Source organism: Butyricicoccus faecihominis (assembly GCF_024462775.1).
In the GTDB taxonomy this organism is placed as follows: Bacteria; Bacillota; Clostridia; order Oscillospirales; family Butyricicoccaceae; genus Agathobaculum; species Agathobaculum faecihominis_A.
Genome location: NZ_JANGCE010000018.1, coordinates 41,854 through 57,161 on the forward strand (window position 1 = coordinate 41,854; position 15,308 = coordinate 57,161).

12 protein-coding genes are annotated in these 15,308 nt (G+C 55.9%); 2 read left to right on the forward strand and 10 right to left on the reverse strand.

The window, feature by feature from the left end; all coding sequences use genetic code 11:
- Positions 1 to 9: 9 nt before the first annotated feature.
- The 7 genes from NE562_RS10430 to NE562_RS10460 all read right to left on the reverse strand — a co-directional run bounded on the left by NE562_RS10430 (position 10) and on the right by NE562_RS10460 (position 8,727).
- A complete protein-coding gene (locus NE562_RS10430; protein WP_280962358.1) occupies positions 10 to 1,785 on the reverse strand; it encodes a solute:sodium symporter family transporter in 1,776 nt (591 codons plus the stop codon).
- Positions 1,786 to 1,963: 178 nt separating this feature from the next.
- Positions 1,964 to 3,268 carry an acetyl-CoA hydrolase/transferase family protein gene (locus NE562_RS10435; protein ID WP_280962359.1) on the reverse strand — a complete coding sequence of 435 codons (1,305 nt, stop codon included), beginning with the start codon at positions 3,266 to 3,268 and terminating at the stop codon, positions 1,964 to 1,966.
- 10 nt (positions 3,269 to 3,278) lie between these two features.
- Positions 3,279 to 4,724, reverse strand: a complete 1,446-nt coding sequence (locus NE562_RS10440) for a 4-hydroxyphenylacetate 3-hydroxylase family protein (RefSeq protein WP_280962360.1) — start codon at positions 4,722 to 4,724, stop codon at positions 3,279 to 3,281.
- A gap of 23 nt (positions 4,725 to 4,747) precedes the next feature.
- Complete coding sequence (locus NE562_RS10445; RefSeq protein ID WP_280962361.1) at positions 4,748 to 5,773, reverse strand: zinc-dependent alcohol dehydrogenase; 1,026 nt, start codon at positions 5,771 to 5,773, stop codon at positions 4,748 to 4,750.
- Between the two features lie 4 nt (positions 5,774 to 5,777).
- Positions 5,778 to 6,743, reverse strand: coding sequence for a transketolase family protein (locus NE562_RS10450; RefSeq protein WP_280962362.1), 966 nt, complete (start codon positions 6,741 to 6,743; stop codon positions 5,778 to 5,780).
- A 2-nt stretch (positions 6,744 to 6,745) separates the two neighbouring features.
- Complete coding sequence (locus NE562_RS10455; protein ID WP_280962363.1) at positions 6,746 to 7,591, reverse strand: transketolase; 846 nt, start codon at positions 7,589 to 7,591, stop codon at positions 6,746 to 6,748.
- A 23-nt stretch (positions 7,592 to 7,614) separates the two neighbouring features.
- A complete protein-coding gene (locus NE562_RS10460) occupies positions 7,615 to 8,727 on the reverse strand; it encodes a 4-hydroxybutyrate dehydrogenase (RefSeq protein ID WP_280962364.1) in 1,113 nt (370 codons plus the stop codon).
- 290 nt (positions 8,728 to 9,017) lie between these two features.
- Between NE562_RS10460 and NE562_RS10465 the strand changes: the two genes are divergently transcribed.
- Entirely contained in the window at positions 9,018 to 9,698 is a 681-nt protein-coding gene (locus NE562_RS10465) for a GntR family transcriptional regulator (protein WP_280962365.1), read from the forward strand.
- 300 nt (positions 9,699 to 9,998) lie between these two features.
- Here the strand turns inward: NE562_RS10465 and NE562_RS10470 are convergent, their stop codons facing one another.
- A complete protein-coding gene (locus NE562_RS10470) occupies positions 9,999 to 10,664 on the reverse strand; it encodes a GntR family transcriptional regulator (protein WP_280962366.1) in 666 nt (221 codons plus the stop codon).
- A gap of 343 nt (positions 10,665 to 11,007) precedes the next feature.
- Here NE562_RS10470 and NE562_RS10475 point away from each other — a divergent pair, with 343 nt between their 5' ends.
- The gene (locus NE562_RS10475; protein ID WP_280962367.1) at positions 11,008 to 11,799 is read left to right on the forward strand and encodes an SDR family NAD(P)-dependent oxidoreductase; all 792 of its coding nucleotides are present in this window, start codon (positions 11,008 to 11,010) and stop codon (positions 11,797 to 11,799) included.
- Between the two features lie 115 nt (positions 11,800 to 11,914).
- Here the strand turns inward: NE562_RS10475 and NE562_RS10480 are convergent, their stop codons facing one another.
- Both NE562_RS10480 and NE562_RS10485 read right to left on the reverse strand, forming a co-directional pair.
- Complete coding sequence (locus NE562_RS10480; RefSeq protein WP_280962368.1) at positions 11,915 to 13,405, reverse strand: aldehyde dehydrogenase family protein; 1,491 nt, start codon at positions 13,403 to 13,405, stop codon at positions 11,915 to 11,917.
- Between the two features lie 459 nt (positions 13,406 to 13,864).
- Positions 13,865 to 15,181 carry an aspartate aminotransferase family protein gene (locus NE562_RS10485; RefSeq protein WP_280962369.1) on the reverse strand — a complete coding sequence of 439 codons (1,317 nt, stop codon included), beginning with the start codon at positions 15,179 to 15,181 and terminating at the stop codon, positions 13,865 to 13,867.
- Between the last annotated feature and the right edge of the window lie 127 nt (positions 15,182 to 15,308).

Sequence of the window (15,308 nt, forward strand, 5' to 3'; positions counted from 1 at the left end):
CTTTCCTCCTTAGCCACGGGGCGGGCACGGAACGTCTGCCAGCGCCATCTCGTTTTCCTGTGTTTCGTCGTCGTCATAGACCTGCTTGTCAAAGCGGCGCATGACCTTTTTGAAGAGGTAGCCCGCAAGGAAGGTCGCCGCGACGCCTACGACCATCCAAACGCCGGTCATCACGTCCGCGCCGCCGTCCTTGGCAAAGCCGATGGGGGACAGGGCGATATAAGTAAGCACCGCGCCCGCCATAATGAGCGTGCCGAATTCATAGCGGTGTTTCCACGGCTTGATAGAGACCACGTTGTTGCGCTTTGCTTCCATGATTTTATCGGTGGGCCGTACCTTACCCATGATGAACATGAAGATGCAGCAGATCACAAACATGATGGCGGAAATGTGCAGGTAGAAGATCGGCAGATCCATGAAGAACTGCGTCACGCCGTATACGCCAATGAACGCGATCAGGGAGATCTTGGCTGCGATCGCCGGGGTCTTCTTATTTAAGTAGCCCATTATCATAATAGTAAAGATCGGCACATTAAACAAGCCGTTAATTTTTTGAAACTGCGTATACAGGCCGTCCGGCGCGTACATGATCAGCGGCGCGACGATCATGGAACCGACGCCCACGACCAGACCGCAGATTTTACCGACCTTGACGATCTTGGCTTCGGAGACCGGCTTGCCGTTTTCGGTTTTGCCCTTATAAAGGTTCATGGCGAACAGGGTGCAAACGCTGTTGAGCGTGCCGTTGAACGTGCTGAGGATCGCGCCGAACATCGCGGCGATGAACAGGCCGATCAGCGGCTTAGGCAGCACGCCGTTTACCAGCGTCGCATAGGCTAGATCGCTGTTTTCGATCGCGCCCGCGCCGTACAGATGGAAGCAGATAATGCCGGGGAACATCAAAAGAATGGGGGTGAGCAGCTTGAGGAAGCCCGCGAACATGATGCCTTTCTGGCCTTCCTCCAAATTCTTCGCGGCCAGCGCGCGCTGCATGATCGCCTGATCCATGCCCCAATAATAGATCAAAACGGGCATCAGGCCGGTGAACAGGGTGGAGAACGGCAGCAGATCGTGCTCGGTGCCGATCGCGTTGAGCTTTTCCGGCGCGTTGCTGAGAATGGTGTGCATGGCATCGCCGATATTGCCGTTGCCCAGCATCAGCAGGCCGAAGATCGGGACCATGAGGCCGCCGATGACCAGCAGCACGCCGTTGAGCGTATCCGCCGTCGCGACCATCTTGAGGCCGCCGAACAGGGCGTAAATAATGCCGATCAGGCCGATGAGCAGCACCATGGCCCAAACGCCCTGCGTATAGGTCAGTCCGAACAGGCCGGGAATATCAAAAATGGTGTTTACCGTGATCGCGCCCGCGTACAGGCAGATCGGAAGCGTGTTGCAAACATAGCAGATGATGAACAATAGCGAGACCCACTTTTTCACCGTCGCGTCGTACCGCTCTTCCAGAAAGTCCGGTATGGTGGCGAAGCCGCGGCGCAGGTATCGAGGCAGCAGGATGATGCCGACGACCACCAGTGCAATCGCACAGGGCGTTTCCCAGCCGATGGTGGACATATTGATGCGGTAAACGTCGCCGGTCATGCCGACAAAGTTGGTCGCGCTGAGGTTGCAAAGCAGCAGGGAAGCGCCGATAACGCCGCCGGTCAGGCTTCTGCCGCCCAGAAAATAGCCGTCGCTCGTGTTTTGCGCCACTTTGCGCGATTGATAGAATGAAATTGCCATAACGATGATGGTAATGCCCAAAAAACTGCCTAAAATGATTCCCATAAATTTACCCTCGTTCCTTTGTATTGTTACGTTTCAGGTTCCTCTTTTCGTGGTCGACTGATTTTGATATTGTATACAATTAATTTGTTATACTCATAATAATGCTTTTATGATTTAATTGCAACTGTAAGTGTTCACAAAGGTCAAGACAGAGTTCTATGCAGATTGCCCTTCTGCTTTAACCCGCCCATTTTTGGTGAAACCGCTGCTCGTAGGCGCGCAGCAGCATGGGGCGAAAATCGGGATGCGCGACTTGAATCAGCGCTTCCGCGCGCTCCCGCAGCGTCTTGCCCTTCAGGTCGGCTACTCCGTATTCCGTGACGATGTATTCCACGTCCATCCGGTTGGTTGTCACCGCCGCGCCCTCGTCCAGCACGGGGACGATTTTGGAAACCCGCCCGCCCGCGGCGGTGGAGGACACCGCAATGATCGACCGGCCGCCTTTGCTCAGCGCCGCGCCCCGGATAAAATCGACCTGCCCGCCCACGGCGCTGATCTGTCGCAGACCGACCGATTCCGAGCAGACCTGTCCGGACAGATCGATCTGTACGCAGGAATTGATCGATACCAGATCATTGTTTTGGCCGATGATCAGCGGATCGTTCACATAGTCCACCGGGGCCATGTACACGCTCGGGTTGTCGTCAACAAAGTCGTAAAGCCGTCTGGTGCCCATCAGAAAGGTCGCCACATGCTTGCCGGGGTGCAGGTTTTTCCGCCGCCCGTTGATGTTGCCCGCGCGGATCAGGTCAATCGCGCCGTCGGAAAACATTTCCGTGTGCAGCCCCAAATCGTTTTTGTCGCCAAGGCAGTTCAGCACCGCGTCCGGCAGCGCGCCGATGCCGAGCTGTAGGCAGTCGCCGTCGCGGATGAGCGACGCGCAATACCGGCCGATGGCCTGCTCGGTCTCGCCGATCTGGGCAGGCTGCAACTCGATCAGCGGCTGATCCTGTTCGACGATGGCGGTCAGATCGGTCACATGCAGAAAGCAGTCGCCGTGGCAGCGCGGCATATGCCGGTTCACCTGTGCGATCACCGTGCCCGCCGCCAGCGCGCCCGCCAGTGTGTAATCGACCGAAACGCCCAGCGAGCAATTTCCTTCCTCATCCGGCGGGCTGACCATGATCATGGCCACATCCGGTTTAAGCGTGGAGCGCAGCAGTTCGGGCACGCAGTGAAAATAGCAGGGCGTAAAGTCCGCGCGCCCCAGCTCCACGGCCTTGCGCGCCGCGCCGCCGACAAACAGCGAGTTGTGTCGGAAATGCCCGGCCATTCGTTCGGACAGATATTCTCCCTTGCCCATCAGCACCATGTGCAGCAGCTCGACGTTGTTCAGGCGGTCCGCGTCCGCGACCAGCGCGTCGACCAGCGCGGTCGGTTCGCCAACCGCGTGGCCAATGGAAACGATCTGTCCGGACTGTATCAGCTTAACGGCCTGCGCGGCCGGCATTTTATGCTTTTCATAATACGGTTTCCAGCTCATGTGCTCTCCCTCATTCGATCCGCGCAATGGCTCTTGCCAGCTGCTTTTTCATTTCGAGGTTGGACTGTCTTGCGATCATGATGCGCTGGGCCTGCGGCGAGCCCGCGCCGTGCATGGATTCGGGCAGATAGCCGACGGCGGCCGTGCCCATGGTCATGTTTTCGATCAGGCGCAGCACACGCATGCGGTCCTCGGTCGGCACGCTCGCCACGCCCTTTAAGTACTTTTCGATGTAATCATGTGTCGCGGGGTTGCGGTAGTCCGCCTCGGAGGGCTGGGTCACCATGACGCCGCCCGCGAGGTCCTGCGCAAGGCGCGCAATCTCGTACGGGAAACGGGTCACGTTCTGCTTGCACACGTTGGCCAGCAGCAGGTCGATCAGGTAGTTGCCCGCCTTGGTCTTGGCGCCCTGCGACGAGCACGCAATCCCGCAGCAGTACAGCGTTTCGTTCAGATGCGTCATCTCAATCAGCTTATCCTTGACGTGGCTGGCCTTGGCGGAACCCGCCATGTCGCCCGCGAGCGCGGTCGCCCCGATCAGCACGTCGCCCACGCCGACCTTGCAGCCGCCATAGCTTTGGCGGTGGTAGCCCGCGAAGCGCTCCACCATCATGCCCGCGAAGTCCACCTCGCCGTTCAGGAAAATCATGTCGTTCGGGATGAACACGCGGTCGAAAATGACCAGCACCTCGTGGCCGCCGTACACCTTGTTGCCAACGTCGATATCGTTATACTCCTCAGTCTTGCGCGTGTCGCAGGACTGACGGCCAAGGATGAGCGTGATGCCGTCCGCGTCGGTCGGGCAGGCGAAGGAGATTGCGTAGTCCTCGTCGCCCTCGCGCATGGCGATGGTCGGCATGACGAGCACGTAGTGCGAATTTAAGTAGCCGGTCTGGTGCGCCTTGGCGCCCGTGACGTATACGCCGTCCGCCGTGCGTTCGACCACGTGCAGGAACAGATCAGGATCGGCCTGTTTGGAAGGCGAAAGCGAGCGGTCGCCCTTCACGTCGGTCATCGCGCCGTCCACGCCCCAGTCGTTTCCCTGCACCTCGGTCCAAAACTGTTTGAAGTTTTCGTGATAGCTTGTGCCGTGGGCCTCGTCGGTTTCAAAGGTGGTGGAGAACACGGCGTTGGCTGCGTCCAGACCGACGCAGCGCTGGAAGCAGGCCGCCGTCTTTTGCCCCAAAAGGCGCTGCATCTTGACCTTTTTGATCAGGTCGTCGGCGGACTGGTGCAGATGGGTAAACCGGTTGATCTTTTTGCCGGTTAAGCTGGAAACGGCGGTCATCAGGTCCTCGTACTGCGGGTCCTCGGCCAGCTCGTAGGTCGCGGCAAAAGAATTGAGCGAGGGCCGTACGACCTCGTCGTCCACCACGTTTTCCACCCTTTCGCCAAAGCGGTACAGGTTCAGGTGCAGCCCCCGCAGGGATTCGACGTATTGCTCTTTTGTCATCATGTTGCGTAGCTCCTCCTTTTTATTTATTGCATTTCTACCAGAACTTTAAAATAATCGCCGGGCACATCCGCAAAGGCAAACGCCTCCTCCACCTGATCGAGCGGATATACCTTGCTGATCAGCGAAGCAAACGCCTCGTTCAGCTCGCCGCTTTTCAGCAGTTCCACCGCGCCGATAAAATTGTATTGCGCGTGAATACGCACACCCTGCATGCGCAGCTCCTTGGAGAACATGGCGGACAGATCGACAGGGTAGGGCTCCTTCGTCATGCCGACCACCATGATCATGCCGCCGATCGTCGTATGCTCCACGGCGGCGGCAATGCCCGGCCTGCTGCCGGAGACCTCAAAGCTCACGTCAAAGCCCTTGCCCTCGGTCAAAGCGCCGATCTGCGCGGCAAAGTCCGCGTCCAACGGGTTCAGGGTATCAAAGCCGTGACGCTCGGCGAAGCCGCGGCGGAAGGCGTTGATCTCGGATATCACGACCCGCCGCGCGCCCGAAGCCCGCGCGACCATGGCGATCAGCATGCCGATCGGCCCGCCGCCGATGATCAGCGCGGTTTGTCCCACTTGCAGCCCGCTGCGCCGTACATCGTGCACCGCAACGGCGACCGGTTCGGCCAGCGCGGCCAAACGAAGATCGAGCTCCTTCGGGATCTTGTACATTTTGCGCGTCAGCACCTTGACGTACTCGGCAAACGCGCCGTCGCAGTGCGCGCCCATAAAGTGAAGATCGCGGCATACGTTGTCATGCCCTTGCGCGCACGGTTCGCAGTTGCCGCAGGAAAAAAAGGGCTGCGCTACCACCATATCACCCGGCGCAAACTGTTCCGCGCCCATGCCCCGGGCTTCGATCAGCTCGCCGACGAATTCGTGTCCCGGCACGACCGGAAATCTGGCCGTTGGATGCTGCCCATGCAGTACGTGCAGATCGCTGCCGCAAATACCGCAATAGCGAAGGCGAATGAGCGCTTCGCCGTCGCCGATCTCGGGGATAGGCGCCTGCTGCAAATGGATGCTGTCCTTGGCGGAGATGACCGCTGCTTTCATAGTATCAACCCTTTCTTGCAATCGCGCGTTTCGCGGCTTCCGCGATATCCTCCGCCGTAAGGTGCAGCGTTTTCTTTAGGTAAGCCACGTCGCCGACCTCGCCGAAACGATCCTGCACGCCCACGCGTTCCAGCGGACAGCAATGGTGACCGGTTAATACCTCGGACACCGCCGAACCCAGACCGTTTATCACGTTGTGGTTTTCGGCCGTAACGATCGCGCCGGAGAACTTTGCCGCCTCGATGACCGCCTGCTCATCGATCGGCTTGATCGTGAACATATTGGAAACGCCCGCGCTGATCTTTTCCTTGGCCAGCAGGTCGGAAGCGCGCAGCGCGTCCGCTACCGCGATGCCGGTGGCAAAGAGCATCACATCGTTGCCGTCGCGCAGCTTTACCGCTTTGCCGATCTCGAACGTTGACCCGTCCCCATAGATCTTTTCCGCCTTCTTGCGGGACAGCCGTATGTAAAACACGCCGTATCGGTCCTTGGTTTGGCGCATCAGATCGGCCAGCATCACGGAATCGGTCGGTTCTAGGATCGTGACGCCCGGGATGCAGCGCATCATGCCCATATCCTCGAACGGCATGTGCGTGCCGCCGTTGAGCGCGGCGGTCACGCCGGGGTCCGAACCGATGATGCGCACGTTCAGCTTGGCGTACGCCGCCGAGAGAAACACCTGATCCATCACGCGGCGCGTGGCGAAGGTGCCGAAGGTATGCGTGAATGGGATCAGCCCCGTGGCCGACATGCCCGCCGCCATACCGATCATGTTGGCTTCCTGTATACCGCAGTTGACCGTGCGATCGGGGTGTGCCTTCCAAAAATCCGTCATACCGATGCTGTTGATGATATCCGCGTCCAGATAGACGACGCGCTTGTCCTTTTGGGACAGTTCCTCCATTACTTCGGCAAAGACCGCGCGCATTTCGCGCGCCTCCTCCTGAAGCGCCGCTTCTAATTTGACCATGTTTACACCTCCGCTTGGCCAAGCGCCTTGATCTGCTGCTCCAGCGCCTCGATGGCCTGCTGATACTGCGCCTGCGTAAATTTTATGTGATGGTTGTAGAGAACGCCCTCCGCGAAGGTGCAGCCCTTGCCCTTTTCCGTTTGCAGCACGATCATGTGCGGCTTGCCGGAAACCTGCTTGGCGCGTTCGATCGCCGCCGTGATCGCGGCGTGGTCGTGGCCGTCCACCGTCTGCGCGTCCCAGCCGAAGGCTTCAAATTTTCCCCTAAGGTCGCCCAGATCGCATACATCCTTTGTGTAACCGTCCAGCTGCTTTTGGTTACAGTCGACAAAGGCGATCAAATGGTCCAGCTTTTGCTGGTGGGCGTTCAGCGCGCCTTCCCAGATCTGGCCTTCCTCGCATTCGCCGTCGCCCAACACCAGATAGGTGTAGCTGCCCAGCCCTTGATAGCGGTTGCCCCACGCCACGCCCAGCGCCGTACTCATGCCCTGTCCAAGAGAGCCGGTGGACATATCGACGCCGGGGGTCAGGTTGCGGTCGCAGTGGCTGGGCAGCCGCGTGCCCGGTTGGTTGATCGTTTCGATCTCGTCCTCCGGGAAGTAGCCGCGCAGCGCGAGCGTCGCGTAAACCGCGGGCCCGCAGTGCCCTTTGGAAACCACCAGCCAGTCGCGGTCCTCCCAGTTTGGTTCTTGCGGATCGACACGCATGACGCCGCTGTACAGCACGGCCATCAGGTCGGCCATCGACATTGCTCCGCCGATATGGCCCGCGCCGATCTTGCGCAGACCGCGCAACGTCGTCATGCGGATTTTCGCCGCGAAAATTTGTTGCGTTACCGTTTCATTCATCGTTTATCCTCCTTTTGCCGCGCTCAGCAGCAGGCGTTATAGATCGCGATCATGTCCTCGCGCGTCAGCACGGTGTAGTTATTGCGCAGCAAACGCTGCTGGCCCTCGATCACGCTGTCGGCAAACTGCGGGAACTCCTCGGGCGTCATGCCGTATTCCCGCAGCGGCTTGCGCGGCAGAATGGTATCCATCAGTTCGTACAGCCGGTCCAGCGCCTCCTCGGGTTTCACGCCCAGCTCGCGGCCGAACAGCGTTTCCAACTGCGTTAGCTTGCCGGCGGGGTGTTTTACGCGGTAAGCGCGCATGACCTCGGCGAACATCAGTTGGTTGGCTTCGCCATGGGGGATATGGTACTTGCCGCCGAGCGGATAGCTCAGCGCGTGCACGGCCGCGCAGCCCGCGTAGCCAAACGCAATTCCGGCAAAGTTGGAGGCGGTGAGAAAATCCTCCGCCTTATCCTTCCAAGACTCGCCGCCGTTTCGCGCGATATAGCGGTAGCCGGCAATGATCTTTTCAATCGCTTTTTCGGAAAACGCTTCGCTGTGCGCGATGGCTTTTGGCGAAAGGTAGGATTCCACCGCGTGGATCAGCGCGTCGATCGAGCTGGTCGCGAAAAAGCGGTAGGGCAGCGTGCGCACCATCTCCGGGATCAGCACCGCCTCGTCCGCGTACATCGTATCGAGCGCAAGGCCTTTTTTGGTGGAAAGGTTCTTCAGTTCGCAGATCGTCACGTTGGTGACCTCGCTGCCGGTGCCGCAGGTGGTGGGGATGACCGTCAGGCGGCGCGCTTTCTGCGGGATCACGCGGCCCATAAAGATTTCCTCCGTCGTCCAATCGCCGGTAAAGGTGAGCACCTTGGCAATATCGATAACGGTGCCGCCGCCAATCGCGATGATGCGCTTCGTATCCGCGGGAATGTCCGCGCGGATTGCGTCAATCATCTGATCGTTCGGCTCGCCCGCGCCGTATCTCTCTTGAAACAACGCTTTGCAGGGTACGTTGCAGGGCTTGACGAACGGATCGAAAATAAATTCATTGGTAATGATCAGATCGTTTTTTTCAAGCTGCTCGGTCGCTGCAAAGGCGGCAAACGTGTCATAACCCTTTATACAGGGCGGTAATGAAAACGTGTACATGGCTTTTGTTCCTCTCCTTTTGTTAGCTTGAGTCAAGCATAACACTGCGTTGTCGACCTGTCAACATAATTGTATACAATAATTATAATAAAATTTATAAAGAATAATTGTTGACAATGCATATTTGCGATGTTATATTTTAGTGGAAGTGTACTCTGTTTCAGCGGAAAGAAAGGGGTACACGCCCCTCCCTCATCATCCACTTTTCTTCTCTCACATTCCAAAGGGCGGCCTGACGTATGGACAGGCCGCCCTTTGGATAACCATCACAAAAAAGGAGCGTGTAGTTCATGCCGAAAACGAATACTTGTCTGAGCGGGCCTGTATATGATTACCTGCTGGAGCAGATCATGTCGGGACAGTACAAACCGGGGGAGCGTATCCCGGAAACCAAAGTGGCCGCGGTGTTCGGCATCAGCCGCACGCCCGTGCGGGATGCCATGCGACGCCTTGCGAGCGACGGCCTGATCGATCTGCAGCCGCACCGCTTTGCACAGGTCGCCAAGTATACCTCGGACACCATACGCGACATCGGCATGCTGCGCATTTCGCTCGACAGCATGGCAATCAAACTGGCGATGCTTTACGGCAACCAGTCCGAATTTATGGAGCTGCGCGGGATCGCGGAGACCTGTGAACAGGGAATGCTGACAAACAACGACGCTCTGCGCCGCACTGCGGATTGCGATTTTCATTTGGCGCTCGCGCGGATCAGCGGCAATCGGCTGTTGCTGCAATTCCAGACCGAGCTTTATTTGCGGGTGAATTTTGTTTTATTGCAGCAGCCCAACATCGTCGTCAATAAGCAGCGGCACATTCGCCAGCATTTCCAAATTGTGGACGCACTGGCGGCGCACGATGAGGAAGGCGCTCTTCGGATCATCACCGAGCATCTCTTTTCGTTTTATGACCTTTCCGCCAAGGTGCCGGAGCGCTTTTTTCATTTGGGCGCCCAATTCCCGCACCCATAAAGACAGCGAAAAGCCGCCGCTCCAAAACGGAGCGGCGGCTCAGCGTGTCAAAGAACTCCCTCGCGCCGCAGCGCGCATAAAATAGAATTTTGCCGTTTGCGGCAAAATTCATAAAAACCGGGAGCATGTATCTCGGTTTTTATACAAACCGACTTCAAGTGTGCCTAAAAGGCGCGCGCAGAAGCCGGAATTCTCGATCGAAATGGGGCTTTGTTTCGATCGACAGACTGTCAAAACTTGTTTTTTGACAGTCTGAGCCGCCGCTCCAAAACGGAGCGGCGGCTCAGACTGTCGAATTGTTTAGAGCACCATGTGAAAAAAGCCTTCCGGGAATTTATCTTTTAAGCCATAGAAGGAGGATAGGTGAGAAATAATCAGCTCCACGGCGCGGGTCTCGTCGTGTTCCATGAGAGCCTCCGCCAGTTCATGATGCTGGCGCAGGTGGCTGCATTCATCCTCCACCGTGATAGGGTAGTGCAGCATGATGAATTCCACCTTCATGCAGAGCTCGCGCTGAAATTTCAGCAGCAGCGCATTGCCCGCGATCTCTGCCAGTTTGACATGGAAGTCGCAATCCAGCTTGCGGCGTGATTCGCCGTCACCCGCTTCATAGGCGGCGGAGCAGGCTTCCGCCAATTCGTTCAGCTGCAAAAAATCCGCGCGGCTGCCGAACAGCCCGGCCAGCTTGACCGCCATTACGTCAAGCGAAACGCGGAGTGTGCCGATCTCGGTGATCTCATCCTTGGAAAATTCTTTGACCTGCGCAAAGCGATTGGGAAAGATCTCTACGAGGCCGTCATTGCTGAGCTGACGGATCGCGTCGCGTACCGGGGTACGGCTGATATGAAATTCCTGTGCGATCTTCGTTTCGGGAATTTTCTCCCCTGGCATGAGCTGCTTGGTCATAATTTGATGCAGAATGCTTTTATACGCCGGTTCGCTCAATCCAACACTGCTTTTTGACACGAACACATCTCCTGACTCTTATAATTTTGAAAAGATATTCTGTCGATGCAATCAGTATAACACAAAAGCAGAACAAAAGAAAGTATACAATTTTTATTTATGTATTTAAAAGCGTTATTGTGTAAATAAAAAAATATTTAAATAACGAATTGAAAACGGTTTTTGTATAGCCTGTATTGTATAATTGTACAATTTCATGGACAAGAATTTGTAAATAGATACAGTCTTTTCACGAATCAAACGATTATGATTGACTGTTATGATTTAATGGTGATAAATTGTATACATAAAATAAATTCGGAGTTATATTATTTCGGGTGAATACCTTGAGGAGGCGTCGTAAATGGATTTGAAACTGAAAGGAAAACTGGCACTGGTCACCGGTTCTACGGCAGGCATAGGAAAAGGCGTGGCAAAGCTGCTGCTGCAAGAAGGGGCGATCGTCGTTATTAACGGCAGGCGGCTCGAACCTTTGCAAGAGGCGGCGGGGGAGCTGTCCGCGTACGGCGTATGCCATATGGCGTGCGGCGATCTATCGACTCCGGAGGGCGCGCAAGCGGTAATCGACGCTGTAGACGCGCTGGGCGAGCTGGACGTTTTCGTGGGCAATATGGGCGCATATAAGGGCACGCCGTTCGCGGAGATCAGCGACAGCGAGTGGGAATGGATGATGAACACCAACCTGTATTCGCAGATCCGCATGTGTCGTCACTTCCTGCCGCAAATGCTGCGGCGCAACTGTGGCCGCATGGTTCTGATAGCCAGTGAATGCGGTGTAAAGCCGCTTACCGATATGGTTCATTACAGTGTTTCCAAAACCGCCGTGATCGGTCTGGCCCGCGCCTTGGCCGAGCTGACGAAGGGAACAAAGGTCGCGGTCAATTCGCTGCTGCCCGGCTTTACTTGGACGGAAAACACCGCGGCCTATCAAACCGACCGCGCTAGGCGCGAAGGCAAGGCGCTCGATCAGGTCATACGGGAGTATTTTGTCAATTACGAACCCACACAGCTTTTACAGCGCATCACAACAGTGGAGGAAGTCGCCTCCACCATCGTTTACTACTGTTCGGAGGTAGCCGCCGCGACGAACGGCGCCACGATCCGCGCGGAAGGCGGCCTGATCCGCAGCATCTAAGCGGAATTTCCCCCAATAACATAACAGGAGCGAGGCTGGCGGCCTCGCTCCTGTTATGTTATTGGGGGAAAGCGGTATCAAGCATCAACTCTGTTTGGTTAGGTGGGAAAATGAATTACTTGACTACCTTTTCGACAATTTTACGCACATCGGCAAGTACTGCGCCGGTGCCGTCCTGATGCTGGAACAGATGCTGCTTCGGGGATACGTTGCGGAAGCCGATCGTTTTCCGGCGGGTAAACTCCTCGCACGAATATCCCGCGCCCTCGTTGCCAATGCCGGTGCCCTTGCAGCCGCCGAACGGCTGATCGTTGTGGCGCAGCGCGCTCGAACCGTTGACCCACACGGCGGAGGATTCAATGGCTTCCGCATAATAAAATGCCTTGTGCATATCCTGCGTGATGACGCAGGAGCTTAAGCCATACTTGCTCTGGTTGGCAATCGCGACTGCCTCTTCATCGGTCTCAAAGGTGATGATCGGAACGACCGGGCCAAACACCTCCATGTCCTTTGCAATGTCCATATCCTTGGTGACGTTGTCCAAAATGGTCACATCCATCGCCGCGCCGTCGTGCGTGCCGCCGTACAGCAGCGTTGCGCCCTGATCGATGGTGTGCTGGATCTGCGCCGCCACACGCTCGGCCGCGGTAGAGGATACGAGACGGGTGAGCTGCGCTTCGGGGTCGGTCGCGTGACCGCGCTTAAGGCTTTTGACAAAGGTCAGCAGGCATTCCACGAAAGCGTCATGCGCTTTTTTATGTACCAGCGTGCGCTTGGGCGAGGCGCATACCTGACCGTTATTTTCCAAAATGCGGCCCCAGCCCAAACACTCAATCGCCTTGAGCATCTGCTCGGAATCCCCCGCGACGTCCTCGCGGATAATCAGCGGATCATTGCCGCCCAATTCAAGCACGACCTTTTTGATAGTGGGGGCGGCGTCGTGCATGATTTCCGTGCCGGCGTCGTTGCTGCCGGTGAGCGCCAAGCAGGCGACTTTTTTGTTGGTCAGCAGATTTTTGGTGCAGTCCTCACGGCTCGCGGTCACGTAGTGCAGTACATCCTTAGGAACGCCGACTTCATGCGCCAAATCAATCAGCTTCTTGACGCTGCACGGGGCGGTGGTAGACGCTTTTACAATGACGGCGTTGCCCATCAGCAGTGCGGGAACAATCTTCTGGATCGTCAGTTCGACCGGATAGTTGAAAGGAATGACCGCGGCGATCACGCCCAACGCTTCGTGTCGCACCATGACAACATCGTTTTCGTGGCCCTCCGAGCTGTCGCACAATACCCGGCCGAACATGTGCTTGCCGTATTCGATATTATTCCGTCCGATCTCGGCGGCATAAGTGACCTCGGCGCGGGCCTGCATAATGGGCTTGCCCATTTCGCATGCCATGTAGTTGGCGATTTCATCAATGTTTTCATCGATCTTATCGCATAGCTTGTACAGGATCTGACCACGCTCAAAGAGGGGAGAGTTTTCCCAACGCGGCTGTGCGTCGAACGCGATGTCAACCATTTCTGCGATTTCCTCGCCAGTATAGCGTGGGACAGAGCCCACAAGCTTGCCGGTGGATTCGTCGATAACATTTTGCATCTTCATGTTTGTTCCTCCCATGTTTTGTGTTATTGAGGAAGGTGCGTTATATTGCCCGACCTCTTGCTTGTTAACTTATTATAACTCTTAATAGAAGATGTGTCAACAAGCGAATCTAAAATAAATCGAAGTTTTTTTGCGTCTCTATACAAATGCTGCGCGGCTTTTGGCCGCGCAGCATTTCAGCGTGTCAAAGAACCCTTCGCGCCGCAGCGCGTATAAAATAGGATTTTGTTTTAAGAAACAAAATCCATAAAAACCGGGAGCATGTATCTCGGTTTTTATACAAACCGACTTCAAGTGTGCCTAAAAGGCGCGCGCAGAAGCCGGAATCTCGATCGAAATGGGGCTTTGTTTCGATCGACAGACTGTCAAAAATAGTTTTTTGACAGTCTGAAATGCTGCGCGGCTTTTGGCCGCGCAGCATTTGCAGAGAGAAAGAAAAGAAGTGAGAGAAGCGAAAATTTACAGGCGCGCAAAGATATCGTCCATTTTATTGAGCGTTTCATCGATATCCTGCACGGTATGCGCGCTGGTGATACCGTAATGCGCGGGAGATACCTTGCCTGCCGTATCGTGGAACCAAAGGCCGCGCGGCAGACACTCGGTTACAAACTTTTTATACATCGCGCGATCCTGCGCGGCGGCTACCTTGCGGAAGTCGAAATCATCCTCTGGATCTTCCACGCCAAAGTAAATACCAAAACGCGCACCCACGCCACGGCAGTGGCCTTTCTTGCCGTGCTGCGCAAACAGGCTGCTGATGCCGCTGTACAACCGGTTTCCGATCATTTCGATCTGATCGTAGAAGCCGGGCTCCAACGCCATTTTCAGGCATTCGATCGAAGCGATAACGGGAATAAGCGCGCCGGTATAGGTGCCGCTCACAGTGGTGTTGCCGATTGGATTGAGCACGCTCATTATATCCGCGCGGCCGCCGAAGGCAGAGATGGGAAGACCGCCGCCGATCGCCTTGGCCATGCAGGTCATATCCGGCAAAACGCCATAATGGAGTTGCGCGCTGCCCGGCCGCATACGCAGGCCGCAGATCACCTCGTCAAAGATCAGAACGATGTTTTCACGCGTGCAAAGCGCGCGAAGCTGCTCTAGAAAGTTTTTACGCGATTCATAGCAGCCGCAATTATAGCACAAGGGTTCCAGAATGACCGCGGCGATCTCGCCTTTATACTTTTGGGCGATATGCTCCATCGCAGCGATATCGTTGAATACCACGGTAACGACGTTATCCTTGGCGTTTGACGGGAAACCGGCGGAATCAGGAACGGTCTCTACCTCGCCGTACGCATCGGCAGCGTGCACATCGTTATGGTTGAACCAGATATTTTCATACATTCCATGAAAATGTCCTTCAAAACGGACGACCTTTTCGCGGCCGGTAAAGCTGCGTGCAACGCGAAGGGCGGCCTGCGTAGCTTCTGATCCGGTATTGGCCAGCCGGATTTTTTCACAGCTGGGGAAAACCTGCTGCAGCAGCCTGCCAAGCTCCACATGATAGGCGGTATCAAAATTCATAAAAAAGCCTTTTTCCATCGCGTCGCCGATGGCTCTGCGAAGGCGCGGGTGGTTGTGGCCAAACAGCGAAGCCCCGGCACAGCAGTGGTAATCGATGTATTCCTTGCCGTTGACATCCCAGATGTGACTGCCATCCGCATGGTCGATATACAGCGGCTGCTTGAGTACCGCGTTATATCGCTGACCGGCTGAAGCGCCGCCAATATAGTATTGCTGTGCTTGCTGATAAATCTCTTGCATGCGATCCATAATTTTCGCTCCTTTAAAGTTTTCTAAAGCACCTTTGATGATTAATCTTATTATAAGACATACAATAACTTTCGTCAATAAAAAGTAAAGGTTGAAGTAAACAAGAAATAGGAGCGAATTTTGTGAA

Bases quoted from the DNA above. Each gene is read 5' to 3' on its own strand.
- NE562_RS10455 (WP_280962363.1), bottom strand. From the start codon at position 7,591: ATGAATGAAACGGTAACGCAACAAATTTTCGCGGCGAAAATCCGCATG.
- NE562_RS10475 (WP_280962367.1), top strand. From the start codon at position 11,008: ATGGATTTGAAACTGAAAGGAAAACTGGCACTGGTCACCGGTTCTACG.
- NE562_RS10465 (WP_280962365.1), top strand. From the start codon at position 9,018: ATGCCGAAAACGAATACTTGTCTGAGCGGGCCTGTATATGATTACCTG.
- NE562_RS10480 (WP_280962368.1), bottom strand. From the start codon at position 13,405: ATGAAGATGCAAAATGTTATCGACGAATCCACCGGCAAGCTTGTGGGC.
- NE562_RS10460 (WP_280962364.1), bottom strand. From the start codon at position 8,727: ATGTACACGTTTTCATTACCGCCCTGTATAAAGGGTTATGACACGTTT.
- NE562_RS10445 (WP_280962361.1), bottom strand. From the start codon at position 5,773: ATGAAAGCAGCGGTCATCTCCGCCAAGGACAGCATCCATTTGCAGCAG.
- NE562_RS10435 (WP_280962359.1), bottom strand. From the start codon at position 3,268: ATGAGCTGGAAACCGTATTATGAAAAGCATAAAATGCCGGCCGCGCAG.
- NE562_RS10430 (WP_280962358.1), bottom strand. From the start codon at position 1,785: ATGGGAATCATTTTAGGCAGTTTTTTGGGCATTACCATCATCGTTATG.
- NE562_RS10485 (WP_280962369.1), bottom strand. From the start codon at position 15,181: ATGGATCGCATGCAAGAGATTTATCAGCAAGCACAGCAATACTATATT.
- NE562_RS10450 (WP_280962362.1), bottom strand. From the start codon at position 6,743: ATGGTCAAATTAGAAGCGGCGCTTCAGGAGGAGGCGCGCGAAATGCGC.
- NE562_RS10440 (WP_280962360.1), bottom strand. From the start codon at position 4,724: ATGATGACAAAAGAGCAATACGTCGAATCCCTGCGGGGGCTGCACCTG.